Consider the following 23,094-nt stretch of genomic DNA (forward strand, 5'->3'; position numbering starts at 1 on the left):
CGAACGCCCGAAAGTGGCAGCGGATTCAATCGGTCGTGATCTCCGGCAACTGGCCGAACGGCGATCTTCGAGCGATACCGTGCGGCCTGCTGGTAAACTCGGGCAGTCGCACTGGCAAACTCGGCCATCCTAACTCCACGAAATATGCTCGATACCGTCCGATTTTTCTTCGTCGCGATTGTTTTCTTTGGCTCTTGGCTTGAGGCTATGCGGCGGCTGTCCGGTTGGAAGTATCTTGAGCCGTACGAGACGAGGCGGGCCGCCCCGAGCGAAAGGCAAATCTCCAATGGCTCCTATCGCTGGGTTTCGTGTCGAGCAAAATGGACAAGATTTACCGTGGCCGTTGAACTCTATCCTCAATACTTATGGGTCCGACCCAGCTTTCCTTTGAACTTGCGACTTCCCACGATCTGTATACCTTGGGATGTCATAAATGCTTCACAAAGAGATATGTTCTTTTCACGCACGGTCACATTACGTATTAACGGTTGCTCTACAGGTCTGCGCTTTTTCGGCGCGGTAGGCCAGCGAATTCTGGCGGAAGTTGAAAATAGCAAGAAGCGTACGCACAGGAGCTAGGACGGGTCACTCGTCGCTGCCGATTCCCAACACCTGCAACTGGCCGAATGGCGAACTTCGAGCGGTCCCGCTCAGGCCGCTGATAAACTCGGGCTGCCAAAGCAACTTTTCCCGGTCACATGAGCACGTAACCCGCTGCCGCAGCTGCACCCGTCATCCCAATGATGCAGCAGTACCTGCACCTTATCTGACGGGGCCTAGCGAACCAATCTACGCATACTTCTACGCTCACCAGACGCGTCCCTGCACGGGGATAGAAAACCATCCAAGGAGAGAGGAATGAATCCGGAACAGGCCCGAGCCGAAGAAACCCAGGCGATGGAGCGCATGGTGGCCGCCACGCTGCGCGTGCAGAGTGCGTTCGCCTCGATGCAGAAGCAATTTCCGCCGCAAGGCAGCGGCGAGCCTTCGCCGTTCGCGCTGCAAACCTTTGATGCCGCCCTGCAGGAACTTGAAGACGCACAGGCCGCGTTCGATGCGCTGCTGAACGATCTGATCGACGGTAACCGCTAAAGACCACGCCCTTATCTGCACCGATTGTCGACGGTCTAAAAAGCTGTGTCGAACGGCCGTTTGTGGCCGACTGCCGCCCGACGCGGTCGGCCGTAGCCGACGGCGGATTCAGCCAGTCGCTTTCCTCTACAGCGGACGTTCAAGCTTTACGTTGCACATGCCCAGATCGACCACTGGCCCGGAATCCTTAACCAGTAAATCCACGATCTGCTCGCTGACGAGCTCAGCCCAACAGCGATATTGCCCAGCCCCGGGGTGAAATCGATCACGGGCCATCTCGAGCGGCTTTGCTGCCCAATCAAGTGATATATAGCGCGCGGCAACATCCTGGCTAATCCACCGCCGCAGCGTGCGGTCCAGAGACGCGGCATATCGGCCCAGGTACCAGCGCAGCGGGTGCTGCGCCGCTGGCAGAATTCGCAATGGCGGTAGCCCTGTTGCTACCAGACCGAATGCGCCGGTGCGACGGCGGACTTCTTCAACCAGTCGCCGATAGTCTTGCAGGAACTGGCGTGGCGAACGTTGCGACGTTACATCGTTAGTACCCAATGCGGTTACGAGAAAGTCCGCCGGCTGTAATTCGCTCTGCCTTAATAGCGCTAGAGACTCTTCAGTGTTGACACCCGACTTTGCCACCAGTTGCCATGTAACGGGCCTGCCCAGTTTGATAGCCAGCATTTTGGCAACCGGTTGCGCTAATGCCTGTATCTGATCGTCGACCCCCACTCCTGCCGCCGACGAGTCACCGACAACCAGAATTCGCAAGGCCGGTTGCAGGGCCTCTCGCGAGCCTTCCCTCCCGCAACGAGGCCCTGCTGCTTCCGGTAGGCGTAGCGCCGTTCGCCTTAGCCTGCGTGCCTGTATCACCAGAATTGGGCCGAGGACAAACTTGTAGAGTGGCAACATTTTCAGTTCAGATCAGAAGAGGAACAACGGTAGCCCCATGCACGTTTTGACACGGTCCGGGCCGAACCCGGCCCCGACGATGAGCCGGCAATGCGCTCTGCCGATGATGCTTCCGAATCCGACAGTACCCGACCCATCGCGGTCAGACGGTCAACACGGAATCATCGGCTTTTGGAAATCACGTCACTCATGTAGTTATTCAGATCGCGAAAATCCTGAACGGTCCAGGAGTGCGGCGCAAGCTTTACGCCGTTCTCCCTCAAAGTTCTCGGAATCAGGTCCCCGTTCGGACGAAGTATTACCGATGAAACAATGACGCCTGGATAATCATGGAGTCGCTTTTTGAACGCAGCAGTTGTGAGGTCAGGCGTGGCAGGATTGCTTTTCCTGGCCAATGGCCCGGTGCCCTTGATATCTGCGCCATGGCACATCGCGCATCTTTGTATATAGAGATTTTTCCCGTTGATGTTTTGCGAGAAGGATGGTGAAGGTTGAGTCAACACCAACGCTCCTAGCGAAGCGATCAACAATTTTCTCGTTTTCATTTGGCCTTGTCGTATCACGCAGATTGCTGTGCCTGGGAGTATAAACGCGTGATCGTGGAATGGTCGCTCTTGGCCGTACATGGAAATTGCCGATCAGCCTGATTGGAGGTTGGCTACGCAATCGTTGATTGCCTGTTCGAACTGCGGATTGGATAAATCGACACCGACACGCGCAAGCGAAGGCAGCAATTGCTCGACGCCTTCAACAACCCCTACGATGCGTCCGTTTTCGACGGGATCATTGAAGCTGGGGAGCGCTTCCGGCAAGTCGGATTCAATACTTGCGATTCCATCTTCAACCCTGAGGTCGATTCCGAACGGTAGCAAGAATTTTCGAGTCTTGTTCATATCTGCGATCTCCACGTCCTCCGCAGCCGACAGCCGCCGGCCGCTACCGCCGCCAACCGGCGTTGCAGGCGGTCGGCGCGCCTGCGTGATGCCCCCGCGGCCTGCCGATCAGGCCGTCTCGCGTTGTTCGGCGAAGCGCGGCGCGCCGCGCTGCGCCTGCGCGTCCAGTTCGGCGTCGCGCTCGATGCCGAAATGTTCACGCAGCGCGCCCCAGCCGGCCGGCGTCACGGCGACGACGCGGGTCTCATGACCGCGGGTCATCCATCCCCACGTACAGAATGCATTCATCAAATGGGCGCCGAGTGCGCCGGCAATATGAAATTGCCGCTCGGTCCAGTCGAGGCACCGGTGCGCGTATCCTGCCTGATTGGCGAAGGGACTGCCGACGTCGAGGCCGAGTTGCTGCAGCCACGAATGCCCGCTCGGTGTGAGTTCGTACGCGTATTCGCCGTGCTCGACGAGGTAGCCGCGCTCGAGCAAGCGCTGTGTGACGGCAACGCCGATCTGTCCGGCGAGATGGTCGTAGCAGCAGCGCGCAAAGCGCAATTCCCGCGCGGAACGATTCGGCGTCGTGCGCCATGCCTGCGAGACGGGGCCAACGGACGCGAGGCTCTCGAGCACGCGGGGAACGTGCGGGCCGGCCAGACTGTAGTAGCGGTGCCGGCCCTTGCTTTCCACTTTCAGGAGGCCGCCGTCAAGCAGTTTTGCGAGGTGCGAACTCGCCGTTTGAGCGGTGACGCCGGCGACTTCCGCAAGCGCGCTCGCCGAGCGGGCACAACCGTCCGTCAGTGTGATCAAGATCACGGCACGCACGGGCTCCGCGATCAGGTGGGCCACGGTTGAAATATTGTGCTGACTCACTGTTTCTCTCCGGTTCCATTTATTGTCTTTTTCGTATCGCGAACCGATGTTCGGTTCGGCACACTTCCATACTTCGATACGCGCCGAAGCATTGTCGAAGGCCCCGCGCTTATAGTCAACGCGCTATTCCGCAAGGGGCCTCATTCACGTGAATGAAACAATCGCATTTAAGAAAAGCGTGCTGTTGGCGACGAGCCTCAGCTATGTCGTCGTCATACTCGACACGTCGATCGTCAACGTTGCGCTCGCACGGATCGCGGCGACACTCGGCTCGGATGTTTCGGGGCTGCAGTGGGTCGTCAATGCCTACACGCTGACGTTCGCGAGCCTGCTGCTGACGGGAGGCTTGCTCGGCGATCGTCTCGGCGCGAAGAACGTGTACCTGACCGGCTTGCTGGTGTTTGCAGCCGCGTCGGCGTTATGCGGCGCCGCGCCTGATCTCGCGACGCTGGTCATTGCGCGCGTGCTGCAAGGTGTCGGCGCCGCGCTGCTCGTGCCGTGTTCGCTGACGCTCATCACCTCGGCGTACCCGGACGAGCAGGAGCGGGCCGGGGCGATCAGCGTGTGGGCCGGTTGCGGCGGCATCGCGATGGCGGCCGGCCCGCTCGCGGGTGGTCTCCTGATCCACTGGTTCGGATGGCGAAGCATCTTTTTCGTGAACGTTCCGCTCGCCGTTTGTGGTGCATGGCTGACGACGCACATTCCTCGCGCATCGCATCGCCAGGGTGGAGCGCATATGGATTTTGCCGGCCAGGTGGCGGCGATCATCGCGCTCGGCAGTTCGGTTGCGATCCTGATCGAAGGCGCGAAACTGGGATGGGGATCGACGCCGATTCTCGGCGGCATCGTGCTGGCCGTCGCGGCCTGGACCGGCTTCGTCACGATCGAGCGCCGCCGCGCGCAGCCGATGCTTCCCCCCGGCCTGTTTCGTCTTCCGGTGTTTTCCGCGTCGGTATTCGTCTCACTGGTGTCGGCGTTGATTTTCTACGGATTGCTGTTCCTGCTCAGCCTGTATTTCCAGGAAAACCGCGGCTGGCCGCCGTTGCGGACCGGTCTCGCATTTCTGCCGCTCACCGTGCTGGTGACGGCCGGCAGTTTCTCGGCAGGCCGGTTGTGCCGGTCGTTCGGTGCGCGCCGGGTCGTGGTCGCGGGATTCCTGCTCTACGCAGCGGGTTTCGCGGGGTTGCTGGCGTTGGCGAGCGATGCGCCGTACTGGCGCGTGGCGTTGTGTTTTCCCGCGGTCGGATTCGGCTCGGGCGTGATCACGTCGGCCGTCACGGCCGCGATGATGGGCGCCGTCGAGAAGAGCCGTGCGGGCATCGCGGCTGGCGTGCTCAATGCGAGCAGGCAAAGCGGCTCCGCATTCGGCGTGGCGATCTTCGGCGCGCTGATGAGCACCGCGCAGACCCCGGGGGGAGGCGTGCGCGTCGCGATCTTCGTTGCGATCGGGTTGTCGCTGGCGGCGGCTGGATGCTGGCGCATCACGCTCGTGCGAGCAGTCCGCGAGCCGAAAACCGCAATCTGATTCACTCGAGCATTCAACCGGATCGCCGTTGGACGCGGTCCGCGACACCGTGTCGGCGGGCGCGCATTGCGTGTCCGGGCCGCCGTTTCGCGCATCGATGGCGCGACGCCGGCCGGCAGCCGCGTCTCGTTCTTCGATGACGCGCCGGTCCACGCATCGGCCCGGCTTGCCGATGCAATAAAAAAAACCGCGAAGCCTTGCGCTGTCGCGGTTCTTTTAACGTTCCCGAAACACGGAGCAACCGTGTTCTGGTGCCGACGGCGAGACTCGAACTCGCACAGCTTTCGCCACTACCCCCTCAAGATAGCGTGTCTACCAATTTCACCACGTCGGCACTTCAGTACTGCAAGGGGCGCAATTCTAGCGCCACATTGCGCGTTTGTGAAGGGGGATGTGACGCGATCGCGAGGCAGGCGACGGCGATCCCAGTAAAATTCGCCGGATCGATCCGACGATCCTCACAACCGCAACCCGTTTTCTCCCCGTGACGACGACCCTCGAACAACTGCAGGCCGGCCAGCTGTCGGGCGCCCGGCAACTGAAGCTCGCGTGCGGGCTGACCGAATTTCCGCGCGAGATCTTCGATCTGGCGGACACGCTCGAAGTGCTCGACCTGTCCGGCAATGCGCTGTCCGCGCTGCCGGACGACCTGTCGCGGCTGCATCGCCTGCGCATCCTGTTCGCGTCCGGCAATCGCTTCACCGAATTTCCTGAAGTGCTCGGCACGTGCGCGCAGCTCGACATGATCGGCTTCAAGGCGAACCGGATCCGCACGGTGCCGCGCGATTCGCTGCCGCGCGCACTGCGCTGGCTGATCCTGACCGACAACGCAATCGACGCGCTGCCCGCCGAGATCGGCGATTGCGCGCGCCTGCAGAAGCTGATGCTCGCGGGTAACCGGCTGCGTGCGTTGCCGCCCGAAATGGCCGCCTGCCGTGCGCTGGAGCTGGTGCGGCTGTCGGCGAACCGGCTCGACGCGCTGCCGGACTGGCTGTTGCGCCTGCCGCGCCTCGCGTGGCTCGCATCGGCGGGCAATCCGTTCGGCGCCGCGCCGGAAGCCGTGGCTTCGGCCGAGCCGGGCGTCGCGGACATCGACTGGACGTCGCTGACCTGCGACGAGAAGCTCGGCGAAGGCGCGTCGGGCGTAATCTACCGCGCGCAATGGCGTGTGGACGGCGCCGCGCCGCGAGCGGTCGCGGTCAAGCTGTTCAAGGGCGCGGTGACGAGCGACGGCCTGCCCGATTGCGAAATGGCCGCCTGCCTGCACGCCGGGCGCCATCCGAACATGATTCCGGTGATCGGCAAGGTGCGCGGTCATCCGGACGGCACGCACGGCCTCGTGATGGAACTGGTCGATCCGGCGCTGACCAATCTCGCCGGGCCGCCGAGCTTCGCGTCCTGCACGCGCGACGTGTATGCGGCCGACGCGCGATTCGCGCCGGCCGACGCGTCGCGGATCGCGCTCGGCATCGCGTCGGTCGCCGCGCATCTGCACGCGCGCGGCATCATGCACGGCGACCTGTACGCGCACAACATCCTGCACGACGGCAACGGCGGCGCGCTGCTCGGCGATTTCGGCGCGGCGTCGGTCTACGACGTGAACGACCGCGAGCGCGCGGCGCGGCTCGAACGGCTGGAGGTCAGGGCGTTCGGTCATCTGCTCGGCGAGTTGCTGGCGCGCTGCGAGCCGCGTGCGTGGGAAGACTCGCACGCACTCGACGCGCTGGCGGCCGCGTGCCTGAACGAGGATATCGACGCGCGGCCGTCGTTCGGCGAGATTGCGGCAGCGCTGGCCGCATCGAAGGACTGACGATTCCGCCCGCGCCGCGGCGCGGGCCGTCGCCGTGCGGACGCTTACGCCTGCCGCGCGGTCAGCAGCTTGATCCCGAGCCCGACGAACAGCAGCCCGCTCGCGCGCTTGGCCGCGCGTACCCACGGGCTGATGCCGAGGCCGCGATGGAGCCGGCGCACGCCGAACGAATAGACGCTGTGCACGATGACGACGGTGCAGGCGATCGTCGCGTACATCGCGACGAACTGCATCGCGAGCGGGCGATCGTGCGCGATGAACTGCGGCATGAATGCCGACAGGAAGATCATCGTCTTCGGATTGCTGCCCGACACGAACAGCGCTTCGCGGAACAGTTTCCTGCGGTCGGGCTCGACGATCGCGGCCTCGCCGTCCGGCGAACGGGGGTTGCGCCCGCCGCGCAGTTGCCGGATGCCCAGATAGATCAGATACGCGGCGCCGACGACCTTCATCGCGATGAACAGCGGCGGCATCTCGGCCAGCACGGCGCCGACGCCGAACGCGACGAGCATGACCACCGCGCCTTGCGCGACGAGGTTGCCCGCGATCGTCGCGGCGGTGCCGCGCGAGCCGTAGCGCACCGTATTGCGGATGACGAGCAGCACGTTGGGGCCCGGCGACAGCGTGGTGGCGAGATAGGCGGCGGCAAACAGCAGCCAGGTCTGAATGGACATGCGGCGCTCCGAAAGGCGGGTTCTGCGGTCGGGGTGAATCCGTGCATGATGCCACGGCGGCGCGGTTCACCCCGACACACGGCGTCAGCGCGCGTCGCGCACGCAGTAGGCGGCGATCGACGACGGCGAGTCGATCGCGGACGGCCGCGTCATCCAGGCGATCCACCCCGCCCATAACCCGCAGACGATCAGCACGGCGACATTCAACGGCGTCCGGTAGCGGACGATCAGGTTGGCCAGCGGCAGGCGTTCCTTGCTCATGTGCATCTCCTTCGGTCGTTGCGCAGGCGGCGTTACTGGCCGGTGTACGACGGCGCCTTCGCGTCGCAGGTCACGGACGCCGTCGCGCCGTCGGCGAAATGCAGCCGCAACGGCACCTTCGCGCCGGGCGCGACGGGCTGGCGCGGCTCCTCCAGCATCACGTGATAGCCCTTCGGCCTGAACGTCACCGTGCCGTGCGCGGGCACGTCGACCGCTTCGACGTGAACCATCTTCGCGGTGCTGCCGGCCGTCTGCGTTTCGTGCATCATCGCCATCCCGAACGCGGGCGTATCGATGCCCGTGAGCGTGACGGGCTTGTCGCCGTCGTTCTTCAGCGTGAAATAGCCGGATGACGGCACCGTCGCCGGCATCGTGCGGATCCAGCATGCATCGGCCTGGACGGCCGACGCGGCGAACGTGGCGGGCGCCTGCAGCGCCAGTAGTGCGAACAGCAGGCTGGTCGGAATCGAGCGTTTCATTGTTGGTGTTCCTGATCGGGTACGGAAGCGGGCAGCGTGTGCGTTACTTCAGCGTGAACGCGTAGCGGCCCTGCGTGCGATGGCCGTCGCTCGCCACCGCGACCCATGCGACCGTGTACGTGCCGGGCGTCAGGTTCGCCAGTGCGACATGCATCCGCTTCCGGTTGCCGGCGTCGACCGCGGATTTCCCGTCGGCGACCGACTGGCCGTGGCTGTCGGTGACGGCGATCGAACTGAATGCGGGTTCGAGCGTTTCGCTGAAGTCGATCGTGACCGCGTGCGGCGCGCTCGACAGCGTGGCGTCGGCGGCCGGTTCCAGGGTTTTCGGGTGCGCGTGCGCGTGTGCGGCCTGGGCGACGACGAAGCCGAGAGCGACGAGTGCGCCGCGGAGGAATGCAGTGGTTTTCATGACGGGATGATCCGGTTGGAAATAATAAGGAAAACGATGTATTTGAATTCGGCACGCGGCCGCGCGTTCGCGCACGCGCAACCGCCTGAAGCGGGCGAGCGCACGCACGGCACGGCGCCGCGAGCAATACGGTCGAACATGATCGTCCTTCGAAACGTGACACGGCATGCACGCGCGGACGCGTGCGGACGGCGCGATGCGCTTCGGCATCACGCGCGGTGACGACGAATCAGGACGCGAGCGGCGGGGCGCGCGGCTGCGCGGCCGTGAGCGGCAGCGCGCGGCGCAGGCTTTCGAAGCGGGTTGCTTCGCGGTGCTGGAGCGGGTGGACGTTGGCCGCGAACGTCAGTTCGGGCGCGGGCAGGGCCGGCGTATGGGCGAGCAGGCTGCAATAGCCGCAGGCCTGCAGATGCGCCTGCAGGCTTTTCGACGACGCATCGCCGGCGTGGCCGCCGTCAGCCGGCGCGGCCGTGCAGTGGCCGGCAAGCAGTGCGTCGACGCGGCCTTGTGTCGTCAGCGCCTGCGAGATCGTCGGCGCGAGCGCCGTCATCAGGATGGCGAGCATCCCGATCAGACTGACGATCTTCCGGAAACGACGACTCAGCATGCGATGCGCGGGGCGGCGTAGGGTAACGATGGAGCGGATTATGCCATGCACCCGCGGCTAGGGCATGCGGGCACGCGCATACCGGGCACGACGCGCGCCGCGCTCACGCGTGCTTCGCCAGATATTTCGTGATCAGCATCATCTGCGCGGCCCAGCCGTGATCGTTCATCTCGCGCGCCTTCGCACGGCGCGCTTCGATCAGCTGGTCGAAACCCGTCTCGGTGACCGTCAGCAGCGTGCCGCCGTCTTTTTCCGCGAGCGCGAACGTGACGAGCGTCATCGGCTCGGACGTGTAATCGAAGTTCGGGTCGATCGCGAACGGGTGCCAGCGAAAGGAGAACAGTTGTTTCGGCTCGACGCGATCGACGACGATTTCGAACACAGTGCCCGCATACGGCTCCTGTGCCTTGGCGATGTCGTCGTCGACGCGCGTCGGCGTGATGCGGCCGAACAGCGGCTGGTCGGGCACGAACGGCCCGTCGAACGACACGCCGAACCAGATGCCGAATTCGCCGGCATTGCTGACGGCTTCCCAGACGCGCGCCAGCGGCGCGGCGAGCAAGGCTTGCTTCTCGATGCGATCGGTGGACTGGGTCATCATCTTCTCCAGGCAGGCATCATCGTTGCGGGACGGCGCGCAGCAGCGCGCCGCGTTCAGCCGATCATCACCGCGTCGGGCACGTCGAGCACGACATCCGAAGTCGCGACGGCCACGCACGGCAGCGTATAGCCATCGGCCTTTTCCTCGCGGCTCAGACCGGGCCATTCGATCGTATAGCGTACGCTGCCGCTGACGATCCTGCACAGGCAGCTTCGGCACGTGCCGTTGCGGCACGAGCGCGGCAGCCTGACGTGCGCGAACGCGGCGGCCTCGAGCAGCGTCAGCGAATCGGGCGCGTCGAACGTCGCGCCGAGCGGCTCGATGCGCACGAGAGGCGGGTGGTCGGGATCGGTCATGGGTGAAAGCGGGCGGCGAATCGGCAGCGAAGCGAGGCAAGGCAGCGCGATGCCGGAAGGCAACGCAAGCGCCAAGCATACCCGAAGCCGCCTGCGGCCGGCGCCCGTCGGGCGGGCAACCGGCCCGGAACGTGTCAGTGCCGGCGCAGGTAGCGGTACACGGTATTGCGCGCGAGCCCGAGCTCCCGCGCGGCGGCCGATACGTTGCCGCCGTGCCGTGCGAGCACGGCATCGATCACCGCGGCCTGGTGGCTCTGCAGCGTCGTCGCTTCGCGCACGTCGGCCGGTGCGGCTTGCGCCGCGGGTGCGTCGTCGCAGTCGAGCCAGAAATCGTCGGGCAGGTGCGCGAGCGTGATTTCGGCTTCGTCTTCGGCGAGCATGCCGGCCGTGCGCAGCACGTTGGTCATTTGCCGCAGGTTGCCGGGCCAGCGGTGCCGCATGAACGCGTCGAGCACGTCGGCCGCGAGGCGGTCCGGCATCGGCTCGCTGCGCGCCAGCCGCGCGAGGATCCGCTCGACCAGCGCGGGCAGGTCGGTGCGCGCGGCGAGCGGCGGCAGCGTGACCGCGAGCCCGTTGATCCGGTAGAACAGGTCTTCGCGGAACGTGCCTGCGGCGATCATCGCGCGCAGGTCGCGGTGGGTCGCGCAGACCACCCGCACGTCGACCGGCACAGCGCGTGCGCCGCCGAGCGGCATCACCGCGCGCTCCTGCAGCACGCGCATCAGCCTGACCTGCTGCGCGAGCGGCATGTCGCCGATTTCGTCGAGAAACAGCGTGCCGCCGTCGGCCTGCACGATCTTGCCGGGGCTGCCGCGCTTGCGCGCGCCGGTGAACGCACCGTCCTCATAGCCGAACAGTTCGGCCTCGATCAGCGAATCCGGCAGCGCCGCGCAGTTGACCGCGACGAACGGGCCGTCTGCGCGCGGCGATGCCTGGTGCAGCGCACGCGCGAGCCATTCCTTGCCGGTGCCGGTCTGGCCGAGGATCAGCAACGGCAGGTCGCGTCCGCGGATCTTCGCGACGCGTTCGAGCACGGCGGCCATCCGCGCATCGCCGGTGTCGAGCGTCGCGAACGTGATCGCGTCGGGGTCCGGCGCTCGCGTGCGCACGGCGGGGGCGGGCGGCGTGACGGCGACGGCCGTCTTGTGCGCTTCCGCGAATTCGCAGCGGGCGAGCACGCGCACGCCGGTCGACAGCGTCAGGCGAAACGGTGCGCCGGCCGCGCGGGCCGCCTGCTGCGCGAGCTGGCCGAAGTGCATGCCGAACAGCGCGTCGCAGCCTTGATGCTGCAATGCATCGAACGTCGCGCCGAGCTGGAATTGCGCGCTCCGGTTCGCGGCGATCAGCCCCCCGTCGGGGCCGAACGCGACGAGCCCGGCGAACAGCGAGTCGACGCAATCCTCGTGGGCGTGGAAGCGCAGCCGCAGCGCTTCCGCGCACTGGTTCGCGAACAGGTGGTTCTCGATCAGCTGCGCGGACATCCGCACCAGCGCGAGCGTATGGGGGCTGAAGCCGCGCGGGTCGCCGCTCACGTCGAGCGTGCCGAGGGTACGGCCGAACGGATCGATGATCGGCGCGCACGAGCAGGTGAGGATATGGTTCGCGCGCAGGAAGTGTTCCGAGCCGTGCACGGCGACCGCCTGGCCCGATGCGAGCGCGGTGCCGATCGCGTTGGTGCCGCGTGCGCCTTCGGCCCATGACACGCCGGTGCACAGCGCGACGCGGTTCGCCTTCTCGATGAAGTCCGCGTCGCCGATGCTGTGCAGGATCACGCCGTCGGCATCGGTGAGCAGCACGAGGCTTTGCGTGTCGGCGATTTGCGCGTGGAGGTTTTCCATCACCGGGCGCGCGTGCGCGAACAATGCGTGGTTCGTGTCGAGCAGTTCGCGCAGCGCGAGCCGCGACAGCGGCGAGAAATCGGGGCGCTCGTTCGCGCGCAGGCCGACCGCGGTCGAACGGGCATGCGCCTGCGCGAGCAGGTCGGTGCGGCCCGCGGTGGCGGGCAGCACGAAAGATTGAGGCATGTCTTGTCTCCTGTCGACCAGAGTTAGCGCTTTAGCGCTTACTCTGGTCCCATGCTTCGCGGTCGGCCGGAGTTGGCGCTTCAGCGCTTACTCTGGTCCCATGCTTCGCGGTCGGCCGGAGTTAGCGCTTTAGCGCTTACTCTGGTCCCATGCTTCGCGGTCGACCCGAATCCGCACATCAGCGCGTTCCGAGGCCCCCGCTTCGCAGTCGAACCCCTTGGACGCCCTGCACCGCACCATCCGCCACCCGGGCCGCCGCCGTCGATATCGCCTCATCATACAAGCGCCGCGCACGTTGTGCGACTGCGTACAAAAACCCCTTGCTTTTAAGCGCCCGCCTGCAATGATGGAAATGGAACACGCACGCGCCGTGTTCCGCATCGCAACATGCATGCGACGCGACATGCATCCGTTCGGGAGACGCATCATGGTTCGGACGGAACTGAGAGTCGTGCTGGCGGCCATCGCCACCTTCATCATGCTGGGCGGCATCGCCGTGGCGATCCACGGTCTGCTGTTCGACCTGAGCGACGCGGTGCAATACGGAGCGGCCGCGATTGCGGCGGGCGCCACGACCGCCGCGATCGCGCTGAACGTCTGGCCTACCGATCCTCACTGACGCCGTTCGGCAAAACGGTGCCGGATGTCGCGCTGGTCAGAGGAAATGCGCGTCGGGACGACGCACATCGCAAATTTTGCCTCCTGCGCGAAACCGTCTAAAGTGGAATGCAACCGGCATGCATTAGTCCGCGCCATACCCCCGTGGATCGTGCCTCTGCCGGCGAGCCCGCGTAAATTTTCGTCCGGCCGGTAGCGGACGACGGACGCGGTCATTTGCTTTCTACCGGTCGAGGCGGCTCCCATGCAGATCCATTTCACGAATGAGAAGCCCGAATATTCGGGGCGCGACCTGATGCTGGGTTTCACGGCGCTGGTCAATGGCGAGCGCGTCCAATGTCAGATCACCGCCGAGGCGCTGGAGGATCATTTCGGTGCGGCATCGCCGCGCTTCGAGGACATGGTCGGTGCGTACGATCAGCACCGCGAGCGGATCGAGGCAGCCGCACGGCGGTTGCTGTCCGAGACGCGCGCGCAATGCGTGACGCTGCGCAGCGGCTACGTGCGCTTCTACGAAGCGAACTGGCGCTGAGCCGGACGACCGGGCAGCGACGGAGCGGGCGCCGGATACCGGCGCCCGTGTCATATCGGCGCTGGCTCGTCCGGTAGATCGATCGCTTGTGCGGGACGATGCGCTGCACGGTCCGGGCATCGTGCGGCGCGATGGCGTGCCCGCGTTCCGTTTCGGTTGATCCCGTTTCGCTCAATCTGCGCCGATCAGCGCATACGCGCCGCTCGTTGCGTCGTGCGTGCGCGCGATGCGTGCGAAGCCTGCGTCGGCGAGGTGCATGCCGGCAATCAGCAAGCGATCCGAAGCGACTTCGGCGAGCGTGGCCGCGCGGGTCGCCGATGCCTGCGACGGATCGTGATCGAACGCGATCGACACGTCTGGGCGAGCAACCTGGATCGGCGCGAAATGCACGAGATCGCCCCAGATCAGCAGGCGCTCGCCCTGCGATTCGACGCGATAGCCGGTGTGGCCGGGCGTGTGCCCCGGCAGCGGCACGGCGGCGATACCGGGCAGCACGTCGCCTGCCGCGATGGTGCGCAGTTGCGCCGCGCAGGCGTCGAACGCGCGCCGCGCGATTCGGACATTGACGCGCGCGCGCTCGCTGGCCCTCTCGTACATATCGTCGTCCAGCCAGAATATGCGTTCCCGTTCGTCGATGAGCACCTCCGCTTGCGGAAAGGCCGGGCGCCCGTCTGCGTCGAGCAGGCCGCCGATGTGGTCCGGATGCGCGTGCGTCAGCAGGACCGTGTCGATCTCGCGTGCATCGATGCCGGCTTGCGACAGCGACGGACGCAGCAGGCCGCCCCAGTTCCGGATGCCGCCGGCACCGGTGTCGACGAGCACGGTGCGGCCGTTGCCGCGTATCACGTAGCAGTTGATGTTGACCGCCGACGGCGTGTGCATGCCGGCCCGGTGCATGATGCGGGTCGCGTCGTCGACGTCGATGTTCGACAGCAGATCGAGGCCGGCCGTCAGCGTGCCGTCGCTGATCGCGGTCACCGTGAAATCGCCGACCTGACGGCGCCGGAAAGAAGGGCGTGGAACGGGTGCGCTCATGGGGTCAATGTCGGGCGTGAAGGTGGGTGGTGTCGTAGCCGAAGCAGCGGATGCGTGCGACGAATCCGGTGTGCCGGAGAATCTCGCGATCCAGTTCGGCCATGAACCGGTCCATCAATTCAGTGGTACGAAATGATGCGATGCGAAAGCGGATCTCCGCGCTGACCGGATGTCCGCGGCCGTGCCGGATCGGCACGTACGCGACGTGGATCGTGCCGGGTGCGGCGCGCAACACCTCGGTGCAGAGCGTCTCGCAGGCTGACGACAGTGCGTCGAGTGCCGCGCTGGACGGCATGTTCGTTTCGGGGATGAAAATCGTGACGCTGGGCATGGCCGGGCTCCCGTCAGCGTGCGGCCGACGTTGCCGTCGCGCTGACGAGCCGGTCGCCCATCGGCGCATAGCACCGGATCGCGGCGCCCGACGCATCCGACGCGAGCCGCGCCTGATCGTGATCGAGGACCGCCAGCCAGCGAGCGGCCGGCTGGCGGTCCAGCGCAACCGCATGCATGGTGGTGGCTGCGATACCTGCTCGCGCGAACGGGGCGGCGTCGTCGCAAACGGCCAGCCATTGATGGCCGGAGACGGCCGGCGCAGGTGCCGCGCTGTCGTACACGTTACGGCGCCATTCGACGATGTGCGGCTGCCAGCGCGCGAAATTGCCGCCGCCCTTGTCGCGATACTCGTCCGACGTCAGCACGTCGGGGCCGTCGATCGTATGCAGCGCGAGGTAGACGGGGCCGTCGCCGCCGAGGGCGCGAAAGCGTTGCGACGTACGGAAGCCGGATACCGAGATCAGCGCCGGCAGTTTGACGCGGCTGTAGAAGTCGTTCCACCCGGCTTCGACGGCGGGCTCGGCGATGCTGCATTCAACGGCATAGATCATGACATCTCCACGGGTGGCGAGCGGCCTTCGGGCGCGATTGGCCGGCTCGACGGGTTGAGTTTTTGTCATGATAATGAGCGGAAGAATGGGCGGAAAACGATGATTCGTCACCGTTCAATGACATTTGATCAAGCCATGACCGACGGCGGTCGGACCGGGAGCAATCGTGACGCGACGCAGGATTCCGAGCAATTCGGCATTGATGGCATTCGAGGCCGCGGCGCGGCATGGGAGCTTCGCGCGCGCCGCCGACGAACTGGCGTTGACGGAAGGCGCGATCAGCCGGCAGATCGGCCGGCTGGAGACGTTCCTGGGCGTCGCGCTGTTCGAACGGGTCGGCAACCGCGTGCGGGTGGCGCCGAACGGCGCGCGCTACGCGGCGCAGGTTCGCGAAGTGCTGGACCGGCTCGAGCGCGACAGCCAGTACATGATGGGGCAGCCCGGCGACGGCGGCAGCGTCGATATCGCCGTGACGCCGACGTTTGCGACGCGCTGGCTGATTCCGCGGCTCAAGGGATTCCAGACGCAGCATCCGAACATCACGGTGCATTTCGCCGATCGCGCCGAGCCGTTCGTGCTGGCCGGCAGCGGCTTCGACGCGGCGATTCACTTCGAGCATCCGGCCTGGGCCGGCATGCATACGTACCGGTTGTGCGAGGAGGTGCTGGTGCCGGTCTGCCATCCGTCGCTGCTCGCGGGCGGGCAGCCGGACACCTTGCTGGGCACGCTGCCGCGCCTGCACAAGCGCCAGACGCCCGATGCGTGGTCGGCTTACGTGCAGGAAACGGGGTTGCCCGTGAACAATCCGGCCGCCGGCGCCCGCTACGATCTTTACTCGATGCTGATCGCCGCGGCGCTGGCCGGGCTCGGCGTCGCACTGGTGCCGCGCCTCTATGTCGACGCCGAAATCGCGCAGGGGCTGCTCGCGGCGCCCTGGCCGGACGGGCGGGGCGTGGTCAAGCGCTTCTGTCTCGTGTTGCCGGAGGCGCTGGAACTGGGCGAGGGGCCGTTGCAGACCTTCGCGCGCTGGGTGCTCCGGCAGGCGGACGCGTGACCTGACGTCGCCCGCACCAGGCGGGCGCCCATGTGAAACGACCCGGCCGCAAATGCGACCGGGTCGTCAGGGGCCATCCTTCTCGCCATGCCGTTCGGTTCCGCGACAGGAACCGGGCGGCACTACACCTGAAGGTGGCGTCTTTTCATCATGCATCGCACCGATGCGCGTGCGTCACTCGCTGCCGAGATAGAAGAAGCGGAACAGGAACACGGCCGCGATGATCCACACGATCGGCTTGACCGTGCGGGCCTGGCCCGTCAGCAGCTTCAGGCCGCCGTACGCGATGAAGCCGAATGCGACGCCGTTCGCGATCGAGTACGTGAACGGCATCAGCAGCGCGGTCAGCGCGGCCGGCACGGCTTCGGTCGCGTCGTCCCACGGCACGTCGACCATCTCGCGCAGCATCAGGCACGACACGTACAGCAGTGCCGGTGCCGTTGCGTAGCCCGGCACGACGCCGGCGAGCGGCGCGATGAACAGGCACGCGAGGAACAGCACGGCGACGGTGATCGCCGTCACGCCGGTGCGGCCGCCGGCCTGCACGCCCGATGCGCTTTCGATATACGCGGTGGTCGACGACGTGCCGAGCACCGAGCCCGCGACGATCGCGGTGCTGTCGGCGAGCAGCGCCTTGTTCAGGCGGTTCATCTTGCCTTCGACGAGCAGGCCCGCGCGGTTCGCGACGCCCATCAGCGTGCCGGTCGCATCGAACAGCTCGACGAGGAAGAACACGAGGATCACGTTGATGATGCCGGTCGACAGCGCGGCGCCGATGTCGAGCTTGAACAGCGTCGCGTCGATCGACGGCGGCGCGGAGAACACGCCGTGGAACTGGTTGCCGCCGAAGAAGAACGACAGGACGGTGACACCGATGATGCCGATCAGGATCGCGCCGCGCACGCGCAGGTGGTCGAGCGTGACGATCGTGAAGAAGCCGATGATCGCGAGGATCGTCGTGGGCTTGTGCAGGTCGCCGAGCGTGACGAGCGTGGCCGGGCTGCCGACGATCACGCCCGAGGTCTTCAGCGAGATGATGCCGAGGAACAGGCCGATGCCGGCGGTGATCGAGATGCGCAGCGATTTCGGAATGCCGTTGACGATCGCCTCGCGCACGCGGAACAGCGTGACGAGCAGGAACAGGCAGCCGGAGATGAACACGGCGCCGAGCGCGGCCTGCCACGTGAAGCCCATCCCCTTGACGACCGTATACGCGAAATACGCGTTCAGGCCCATGCCGGGTGCGCACGCGATCGGATAGTTCGCGTACAGCCCCATGATGATCGATGCCAGCGCCGCGACGAGGCAGGTCGCGACGAACACGGATTCCTTCGGCATGCCGGCATCGCCGAGGATCGCGGGGTTGACGAAGATGATGTAGGCCATCGTCAGGAACGTGGTGACGCCCGCGAGTATTTCGGTGCGGAAGTCGGTGCCGGCTTCAGCGAAGCCGAAATACCGCTTGATGGATTCCATGAAGGCGTTTTCTCCGGTCGGGTTGTCGTGTTGCTTGTTGTTCGTGCCGAATTGTTGTAAGGCAGCGCGAGGCCGGCCTACTGTAACCAGCCACTATTGCCGCGCTATCGGCGGATTGTAATAGCGCGGATAGCTCGGACGATATAGTTGCGGGGCACGATCGGCCGCGTTCGCGCGAACGGTCGGACAGGCCGGCCGCGCGAGGAAGGCGCGCATTTTACCGGTTCGGACGAGGCGGGCAGGCAGAAACGATGGAAACGATTCGATGACGGGCGGCGGGCCGGGCCGGCCGATGCGGGCGCAACGACATGACCGGCATGCGGCGCGCGGCCGCCGCGCGATGACATGCGACTGCAATGGCGCACCCGCATGCTGGCCGAACGCAGGACGGTCGCAATGCATGCGCGAACGCGCGCGGCATGACCGGCGCGGGTGCGCAGCGGCGTGCAGCGGCCATTCATCAGTCCAGGCGGTTGCAGATATCGGGCTATCCTGCGCCGAACCCGTTCCGTCCGCAACTGTCATTTCGCGACGCGGGCGCGACTGTGGTTTCTGTGTAAAAGATTGCAAGACGTCATCGCGTTAACCGGCAAGTCTTTCTAGGATAGATACACCGCGCACACACGCCGGCCAGTCGTTGCCGACGCGGGGGAGTCGCAGTCCGTGCAGGGCAGGCGGTGAAGTGCGGTGACGGTCGTTGCGCATTCGGGCAGGCGCGACCGGTTGCGATTGCCCGATGCGGGTTCGTCCGTCATCCCGGAGGTGAGCATGTTGAACTGGATCAGCCGTTGGGCGATGCGGCACGCCCCCACGCCGGAAAAAACCGCTGCGTCGATGCTCGTGACGGCGCGCATGGAACTGTTCGCAGCCGAACAGCGCGTCATCGATGCGAAATTACAGGCGGATTACTGGCGTACGCGGGTGTCATTTCTCGAGGAGGTGCAAAAGCAAGGCATCGACCCGTGGGTGACCTCGCAGGCGGCGCAACGCCCCGACCTCGATGCCACTCCTCGCAGCACGGGCCCGCGTCTCGCCGCCAGCACCTGATGCACGCGATGCATGCAAGGGTTGCGCACGGCGCGCGATCGCTCGCGGCACGCACGCGCGTGCCGCGTCATTCGATGCGCACCCGCGACGCATGGCGCCGCGGGTGCGTCCGTTTCCGGATGCGTTGATTCCGCGCGTTCCGGTGTCCCGTCGCGCGACGGAATCGCGCATCGTCACTCCCGTCTTCGCCATCGTCCGGCGAGCAAACGTTGCATTCGCGCGAGCGCGCGTCTCAGCCGTTCGCCGCGCTGCACGTACGCCGTCGTGATCGACGCTTCGGCCGGCCGGTCGTCATCGGTGCCGAGCCAGATGCGATCGCCGCGCGCGATGCGCAGCACGTCGCCGGGTTGCACCCAGTAGTCGTCGACGCTCGGCGGCCGCGTGATCCACAGCGGCGCACCGTGCGCACGAATTTCCGCATCGCCCGGCGCGCGCCAGGTCAGCGTCGTGCGCGGCGCAACCGCGAAACGGATCACGACGGTCGGTAACGCGATCGCGCCGGCGCGGCGTGAATCGGGACGGTCGAACAACGGGCTTGCCTGGTCCATCGTCTTCTCCATTCGTTGAGCCGGACGGATGACGCGCACCAGAACAAAAAGGCCTCATCCGTTTCCGGTGAGGCCTCGTGTGACATGCGGTACTGCTCGGATGCTAACGCACAAGCGCCTCCCGTGATCCATTCTTTCGAATGTTCACCGGGCAATGATTCGCGATGGCGATGAGCTTGAACGTAGGCATGCGAACGAGTTTGTCGATGTCGTACGGCGTTGTCAACGACTATTTTCGAGAAACGTGGCGCGTCACGCGTCGCGCTGGGCGAGGCCGTTGACGAGCAGTTCGGACAGCAGGCCCGTCATGCCGTTCGGATGCGTGGCGGCGCGTGCCTTCAGCTGTTCGACGAGTTCGGCGTTGAGCTTGCACGCGAACGGCACGAGGCCCTGTTCCTGGTCGAGCTTGCGCTGCGCGCGGCGATCGAGCTTCGCCGCGTCCTCGGCGCCCTTGCCGAAACGGGCGGAGCTCGACTGCTTCATCGCGTGCGTCAGCTTGAGCGCCTTGTTCTTTTCTAGATCGGTTTTCTTCATGGCCATCGCGGCACCTCCGGGAAATGAAGCCGCGATTGTACGCATTTCGGCGGACGCCGCCCGCCGACGCCGTGACGAAGCCGTCGACGAACCGGCTCACGCGCCCTTCGTCGTGCCCCAGTTGCCGCCGTGCGCGGCCGCCTGCGCGGCCGGCGAGCGCGCCAGATACGCGAGCGCCTGCTCGGTCGAGCCTTCGTGGTGCGGCGTATAGCCCGGCTTGAAATAGCGCAGCGCCGCGCCGATCACTTTCCAGAACGACGGCAGGTGCCCGCGCCGCGAACCCTTCCACCACGCGAGCACGAAACCCGGATAGCGGCCGGCGGCCGGATCGCGCCGGTACATGAACTTCGCGCCGCTCGTGATGAAGTAGAGCAGCAGCACGATCACGAACGCCATGTGCAGGCAGCGCTCCGGGTAGTTGCCGCCCATGTGGTTGTAGATGTCGAACGCGACGGTCCGGTGCTCGACTTCCTCCGCGCCGTGCCAGCGCAGCAGGTCGACCATCGTCGGGTCGGCACGGCCTTCGTCGAGCCCGTGCGCGTTGAGCACCCAGTTGCCGAGGTAGCCGAAGAAATGCTCGAGCGACGCGATCACCGCGAGCTGCTGCCGCAGCCAGAAGCGCGTATGGCCGATCTTCAGCCCGAACGGCGCTTCGCCCAGCACGCGCGTGAACAGCCAGTTCAGCTTCTGCGTGAACGGCTTCGTGTCGATCCCGTGCCGGTCGTAATAATGCTTGAGCACGCCGCCGTGCGAGCGCGAATGCACCGCTTCCTGGCGCAGGAAGCCTTCGGCTTCGTCGCGCAGGCGCGCATCGGTGATGTGCGGCAGCGCCTTGTTGTACACGCGGCAGAACCACAGTTCGCCTTCCGGGAACAGCAGGTTCAGCGTGTTGATGATGTGCGTGCTGCCCGGGTCGTTCGGCACCCAGGTGATCGGCGTGTCGCTGAAGTCGAACTTCACGTGCCGGGCCTTGATCTTGTGATAGTCGGCGGTAGCGGTCATCTGTGTCTCCGTTCCTGTGCGGCGCGCTGCGCCGTCAATGCGATGCCATGCTGATGCGGGCCAGCATCCGGCCGAGCCACGGCATGAAGCGGCCGACGAAGCGCAGCGCATGCGCCTCGGTGCCCACCGCCACGACCGGCCGGTTGCGCAGCACGCCGTCGACCATCGCCTGCGCGACGGTTTCCGGCTTCAGGCCGCGCATCTGGTACAGCTTCGTCGCGCGCTTGCGCAGCCGCGCTTCGTCCTGTGCGTTGGCGCCCGCGTATTGCGTCGACGCCATGATTCCGGTTTCCGCGAAACCCGGGCATACGGCCGTCACGCCGATGCCTTTTTCCGCCAGTTCCGCGCGCATGCATTCGCTGAGCATCAGCACGGCGGCCTTCGTCGTCGCGTAAGCGGGCAGGTCGCGCGACGGCCCGAACGCGGCGGCCGACGCGGTGTTGACGATGTGGCCGCCCGCGCCGCGCGCGGCCATCTGCTGCGCGAACAGCCGCGAGCCGTGGATCACGCCCCACAGGTTCACGTGCAGGATGCGCTCCCAGTGCCGCTCGCTCGTGTCGAGAATGCCGCCGGCCATGCCGATGCCCGCGTTGTTGATCACGATGTCCGCGCCGCCGAGCTCGCTGCCGACCCATGCCGCGAGCGCTTCCATCTCGTCGGCGGCGCCGACGTCCACGCGTTTCGCGTATGCCCGCGCACCGGTCAGCCCGAGCAGCAGCGCGGTGCGCTCGGCGCTCGCGAGATCGATATCGCACGCGACGACGGTCGCGCCTTCGCGGGCGAACGCGAGCGCCGCGCAGCGGCCGATGCCGCTGCCCGCGCCGGTGACGACCGCGACCTTGCCGCTGAACCGGCCGCTGGTCGCGCGGCGGCGTGCGTTCGCGAGCGCAGGCGGTTCCTCGCCCGATTCGACCGCGGCGATCAGTTGCTCGGCGAGGCCCGCGAAGCGTGCGGGATCGGCGAGCGGCAGCCAGTGGCCGGCCGCGACTTCACGGCGGTAGTACTGCGGCACCCAGCGCGACAGGTTCTCGGACAGCGCCGGGCTCACGTATTTGTCGCCGAGCGGCACGATCGTCTGCACCGGTGCGTGCGCGTAGCGCTCGCGCGGCGCGAACAGGCAGCGGATGAAGTTCGCGCGATAGAGGCGCACGCCGCGCGCGCCGTCGTCGGCCTGCGTCGGGCGCGGCGCGGCCGGCGTCTTCTCGACCCGGCGCAGCAGGCCCGGCCACGCGCGGCCGAGCCACAGTCGCCAGCCGAGTTCAGGGACGAACGGCAGGTGGAACAGGTACACGTACCACGAGCGCACGAGCTGGCCGCCGAGTTTGCCGAGCGACGCGGGCGTCGGGTGCAGCACGCGTTCGCGCAGCCAGAAGCCGACGTGGTCGAGGCACGGCCCCGAGCACGACGTGTACGACGCGATGCGGCCGGCGAGCCGCGGATCGGTGACGAACTCCCAGCCCTGGATCGAACCCCAGTCGTGCGCGATCAGGTGCACCGCGCGGCCGGGGCAGAGCGTATCGATCACCGCGATGAAGTCGTCGGTCAGCTTCGCGAGGTGGTAGTCGGCCGTGCGCTTCGGTACGCCGGACAGGCCCGCGCCGCGCACGTCATAGGCGATCACGTAGTGCCTGCGCGCGAGCAGCGGCGCGACCTGCTGCCAGACGCTGCTGTCGTCGGGGTAGCCGTGTACGAGCACGACCGGCGAGCGGGCCGGGTCGCCCCAGGTTCGCACCGCGAGCGTCAGGTCGCCGGAGGCGACGGCCGTTTCGCTGTGGACCGATTCGAACAGGGCCAGCGGCGCTTCGTCGGAAAGAGGCTGCATCGTGAGTCCGTCGTTCAGGGATTCGGGAGGAAGGCGCAACGCGT

At 66.2% G+C, this 23,094-nt stretch carries 28 protein-coding genes and 1 tRNA gene; 7 read left to right on the plus strand and 22 right to left on the minus strand.

Features of this window, described 5'->3' with window-relative positions:
- The first annotated feature begins 858 nt into the window (after positions 1-858).
- Complete coding sequence (locus tag U4Z64_RS08200; protein ID WP_321819656.1) at positions 859-1,092, plus strand: hypothetical protein; 234 nt, start codon at positions 859-861, stop codon at positions 1,090-1,092.
- A gap of 126 nt (positions 1,093-1,218) precedes the next feature.
- Here the strand turns inward: U4Z64_RS08200 and U4Z64_RS08205 are convergent, their stop codons facing one another.
- The 4 genes from U4Z64_RS08205 to U4Z64_RS08220 all read right to left on the minus strand — a co-directional run bounded on the left by U4Z64_RS08205 (position 1,219) and on the right by U4Z64_RS08220 (position 3,728).
- Complete coding sequence (locus U4Z64_RS08205) at positions 1,219-1,857, minus strand: SGNH/GDSL hydrolase family protein (RefSeq protein WP_321819657.1); 639 nt, start codon at positions 1,855-1,857, stop codon at positions 1,219-1,221.
- 302 nt (positions 1,858-2,159) lie between these two features.
- Complete coding sequence (locus tag U4Z64_RS08210; protein ID WP_321819658.1) at positions 2,160-2,543, minus strand: cytochrome c; 384 nt, start codon at positions 2,541-2,543, stop codon at positions 2,160-2,162.
- Positions 2,544-2,636: 93 nt separating this feature from the next.
- Positions 2,637-2,891: a hypothetical protein gene (locus U4Z64_RS08215; protein WP_321819659.1), complete on the minus strand. Its 255-nt coding sequence runs from the start codon at positions 2,889-2,891 to the stop codon at positions 2,637-2,639.
- Between the two features lie 108 nt (positions 2,892-2,999).
- Positions 3,000-3,728, minus strand: coding sequence for a winged helix-turn-helix domain-containing protein (locus U4Z64_RS08220; RefSeq protein ID WP_321819660.1), 729 nt, complete (start codon positions 3,726-3,728; stop codon positions 3,000-3,002).
- 202 nt (positions 3,729-3,930) lie between these two features.
- On the opposite strand from U4Z64_RS08220, the gene U4Z64_RS08225 reads away from it, so the two are divergent.
- Positions 3,931-5,277: an MFS transporter gene (locus U4Z64_RS08225; protein ID WP_321819661.1), complete on the plus strand. Its 1,347-nt coding sequence runs from the start codon at positions 3,931-3,933 to the stop codon at positions 5,275-5,277.
- A 249-nt stretch (positions 5,278-5,526) separates the two neighbouring features.
- Here U4Z64_RS08225 and U4Z64_RS08230 read toward each other — a convergent pair.
- Positions 5,527-5,611 (minus strand) — tRNA-Leu (locus U4Z64_RS08230).
- Positions 5,612-5,761: 150 nt separating this feature from the next.
- Here U4Z64_RS08230 and U4Z64_RS08235 point away from each other — a divergent pair.
- A complete protein-coding gene (locus U4Z64_RS08235; RefSeq protein WP_321819662.1) occupies positions 5,762-7,087 on the plus strand; it encodes a leucine-rich repeat-containing protein kinase family protein in 1,326 nt (441 codons plus the stop codon).
- A gap of 44 nt (positions 7,088-7,131) precedes the next feature.
- On the opposite strand, the gene U4Z64_RS08240 is transcribed toward U4Z64_RS08235, so the two are convergent.
- From U4Z64_RS08240 to U4Z64_RS08280, 9 genes are all read right to left on the minus strand, one after another.
- Entirely contained in the window at positions 7,132-7,761 is a 630-nt protein-coding gene (locus U4Z64_RS08240; RefSeq protein WP_321819663.1) for a LysE family translocator, read from the minus strand.
- 84 nt (positions 7,762-7,845) lie between these two features.
- Positions 7,846-8,022, minus strand: a complete 177-nt coding sequence (locus U4Z64_RS08245) for a hypothetical protein (protein WP_185733800.1) — start codon at positions 8,020-8,022, stop codon at positions 7,846-7,848.
- A 32-nt stretch (positions 8,023-8,054) separates the two neighbouring features.
- On the minus strand, positions 8,055-8,501 hold the full coding sequence (locus tag U4Z64_RS08250) for a copper chaperone PCu(A)C (RefSeq protein ID WP_044846864.1): 447 nt from the start codon (positions 8,499-8,501) through the stop codon (positions 8,055-8,057).
- Between the two features lie 43 nt (positions 8,502-8,544).
- Positions 8,545-8,910, minus strand: coding sequence for a copper homeostasis periplasmic binding protein CopC (gene copC, locus U4Z64_RS08255; protein WP_044846865.1), 366 nt, complete (start codon positions 8,908-8,910; stop codon positions 8,545-8,547).
- Positions 8,907-9,050, minus strand: a complete 144-nt coding sequence (locus U4Z64_RS08260) for a hypothetical protein (RefSeq protein ID WP_321819664.1) — start codon at positions 9,048-9,050, stop codon at positions 8,907-8,909. The genes copC and U4Z64_RS08260 overlap by 4 nt, the downstream gene beginning before the upstream one ends.
- Before the next feature lie 89 nt (positions 9,051-9,139).
- Positions 9,140-9,517 (minus strand): DUF2946 domain-containing protein, encoded by a 378-nt coding sequence (locus tag U4Z64_RS08265; RefSeq protein ID WP_044846867.1) that lies wholly within the window; start codon positions 9,515-9,517, stop codon positions 9,140-9,142.
- A gap of 103 nt (positions 9,518-9,620) precedes the next feature.
- A complete protein-coding gene (locus U4Z64_RS08270) occupies positions 9,621-10,115 on the minus strand; it encodes an SRPBCC family protein (protein WP_044846907.1) in 495 nt (164 codons plus the stop codon).
- A 56-nt stretch (positions 10,116-10,171) separates the two neighbouring features.
- Positions 10,172-10,474 (minus strand): 2Fe-2S iron-sulfur cluster-binding protein, encoded by a 303-nt coding sequence (locus U4Z64_RS08275; RefSeq protein ID WP_321819665.1) that lies wholly within the window; start codon positions 10,472-10,474, stop codon positions 10,172-10,174.
- A gap of 134 nt (positions 10,475-10,608) precedes the next feature.
- Positions 10,609-12,498 carry a sigma-54-dependent Fis family transcriptional regulator gene (locus tag U4Z64_RS08280; RefSeq protein ID WP_321819666.1) on the minus strand — a complete coding sequence of 630 codons (1,890 nt, stop codon included), beginning with the start codon at positions 12,496-12,498 and terminating at the stop codon, positions 10,609-10,611.
- A 343-nt stretch (positions 12,499-12,841) separates the two neighbouring features.
- On the opposite strand from U4Z64_RS08280, the gene U4Z64_RS08285 reads away from it, so the two are divergent.
- Both U4Z64_RS08285 and U4Z64_RS08290 read left to right on the plus strand, forming a co-directional pair.
- Complete coding sequence (locus U4Z64_RS08285; RefSeq protein ID WP_235879236.1) at positions 12,842-13,117, plus strand: DUF2964 family protein; 276 nt, start codon at positions 12,842-12,844, stop codon at positions 13,115-13,117.
- 243 nt (positions 13,118-13,360) lie between these two features.
- On the plus strand, positions 13,361-13,648 hold the full coding sequence (locus tag U4Z64_RS08290) for a DUF1488 domain-containing protein (protein ID WP_014898618.1): 288 nt from the start codon (positions 13,361-13,363) through the stop codon (positions 13,646-13,648).
- 171 nt (positions 13,649-13,819) lie between these two features.
- Here the strand turns inward: U4Z64_RS08290 and U4Z64_RS08295 are convergent, their stop codons facing one another.
- Genes U4Z64_RS08295 through U4Z64_RS08305 form a run of 3 tightly spaced genes read right to left on the minus strand, consistent with a single transcriptional unit; the run spans position 13,820 to position 15,567 of the window.
- On the minus strand, positions 13,820-14,683 hold the full coding sequence (locus U4Z64_RS08295) for an MBL fold metallo-hydrolase (RefSeq protein WP_321819667.1): 864 nt from the start codon (positions 14,681-14,683) through the stop codon (positions 13,820-13,822).
- Between the two features lie 4 nt (positions 14,684-14,687).
- Positions 14,688-15,014, minus strand: a complete 327-nt coding sequence (locus tag U4Z64_RS08300) for a hypothetical protein (protein ID WP_321819668.1) — start codon at positions 15,012-15,014, stop codon at positions 14,688-14,690.
- Positions 15,015-15,027: 13 nt separating this feature from the next.
- Positions 15,028-15,567: a sugar ABC transporter gene (locus tag U4Z64_RS08305; protein WP_321819669.1), complete on the minus strand. Its 540-nt coding sequence runs from the start codon at positions 15,565-15,567 to the stop codon at positions 15,028-15,030.
- 202 nt (positions 15,568-15,769) lie between these two features.
- On the opposite strand from U4Z64_RS08305, the gene U4Z64_RS08310 reads away from it, so the two are divergent.
- Complete coding sequence (locus U4Z64_RS08310) at positions 15,770-16,621, plus strand: LysR substrate-binding domain-containing protein (protein WP_044846873.1); 852 nt, start codon at positions 15,770-15,772, stop codon at positions 16,619-16,621.
- A 174-nt stretch (positions 16,622-16,795) separates the two neighbouring features.
- On the opposite strand, the gene U4Z64_RS08315 is transcribed toward U4Z64_RS08310, so the two are convergent.
- Positions 16,796-18,097 (minus strand): NCS2 family permease, encoded by a 1,302-nt coding sequence (locus tag U4Z64_RS08315; protein ID WP_044846874.1) that lies wholly within the window; start codon positions 18,095-18,097, stop codon positions 16,796-16,798.
- 768 nt (positions 18,098-18,865) lie between these two features.
- Here U4Z64_RS08315 and U4Z64_RS08320 point away from each other — a divergent pair.
- The gene (locus U4Z64_RS08320; RefSeq protein WP_027807295.1) at positions 18,866-19,144 is read left to right on the plus strand and encodes a hypothetical protein; all 279 of its coding nucleotides are present in this window, start codon (positions 18,866-18,868) and stop codon (positions 19,142-19,144) included.
- A 173-nt stretch (positions 19,145-19,317) separates the two neighbouring features.
- Here the strand turns inward: U4Z64_RS08320 and U4Z64_RS08325 are convergent, their stop codons facing one another.
- The 4 genes from U4Z64_RS08325 to U4Z64_RS08340 form a co-directional block, all read right to left on the minus strand.
- Complete coding sequence (locus U4Z64_RS08325) at positions 19,318-19,692, minus strand: DUF2917 domain-containing protein (protein ID WP_321798710.1); 375 nt, start codon at positions 19,690-19,692, stop codon at positions 19,318-19,320.
- A gap of 252 nt (positions 19,693-19,944) precedes the next feature.
- Positions 19,945-20,232, minus strand: a complete 288-nt coding sequence (locus U4Z64_RS08330) for a hypothetical protein (RefSeq protein ID WP_044846876.1) — start codon at positions 20,230-20,232, stop codon at positions 19,945-19,947.
- Positions 20,233-20,322: 90 nt separating this feature from the next.
- Positions 20,323-21,228 carry a metal-dependent hydrolase gene (locus U4Z64_RS08335; protein WP_044846877.1) on the minus strand — a complete coding sequence of 302 codons (906 nt, stop codon included), beginning with the start codon at positions 21,226-21,228 and terminating at the stop codon, positions 20,323-20,325.
- Between the two features lie 34 nt (positions 21,229-21,262).
- A complete protein-coding gene (locus U4Z64_RS08340; protein WP_321819670.1) occupies positions 21,263-23,050 on the minus strand; it encodes an SDR family oxidoreductase in 1,788 nt (595 codons plus the stop codon).
- Between the last annotated feature and the right edge of the window lie 44 nt (positions 23,051-23,094).

Source organism: Burkholderia sp. BCC1996 (assembly GCF_905339955.1).
Classification (GTDB): domain Bacteria; phylum Pseudomonadota; class Gammaproteobacteria; order Burkholderiales; family Burkholderiaceae; genus Burkholderia.